The sequence below is a fragment of the Mesorhizobium sp. M7A.F.Ca.CA.002.09.1.1 genome, from assembly GCF_003998555.1.
GTDB lineage: Bacteria > Pseudomonadota > Alphaproteobacteria > Rhizobiales > Rhizobiaceae > Mesorhizobium > Mesorhizobium ciceri.
The window spans coordinates 1-453 of sequence record NZ_RZRR01001611.1; the positions used below are offsets into that span (position 1 = coordinate 1).

General features: G+C 65.8%; 1 protein-coding gene. It reads right to left on the reverse strand.

Going from position 1 to position 453, the window contains the following annotated elements; genetic code table 11:
• Positions 1-453, reverse strand: a 453-nt coding sequence (locus tag EN994_RS34940; protein WP_164746603.1) for an ABC transporter permease subunit, incomplete at both ends; no start/stop codon positions are given.

The window sequence follows — 453 nt, forward strand, 5'->3', positions numbered from 1 at the left end:
GGGGCGGGCGGCTTCGAGTTGCCCCTTGGGCGCGCCGGCGAAGGGGCCGCGCATCACCTCGCCCTCATAACCGGCGAACGACAGGGTCAGCGCCAGCACGCCATAGGGCCAGGCTTGCCGCAGATATGGCCACATCCAGGATTCGCGGATCCACGGATATTGCGGGAACAGCGAACCCAGGCCGTAATAGAGCAGCCAGAGCTGGATCAGCAGCGGCGTGCCCCGGATCACCGTGCAGAACACCTTGGCGGGTGCGGCGAACCAGAACGAGCCGGCAGCCTGCGCCAGGCCAAGCGGGACGGCCAGCAGGAAGCCCAGCACGCAGGTGACGGCCAGGATCCACAGCGAGCGCCAGAGGCCGATCAAGCCCATTTCATAATATTGCGGCAGCCAGTCCCAGCGCATGAAAAAGGCGGCCGACAGAACAAGGCCCAGTGCGATCAGGATCAGCAC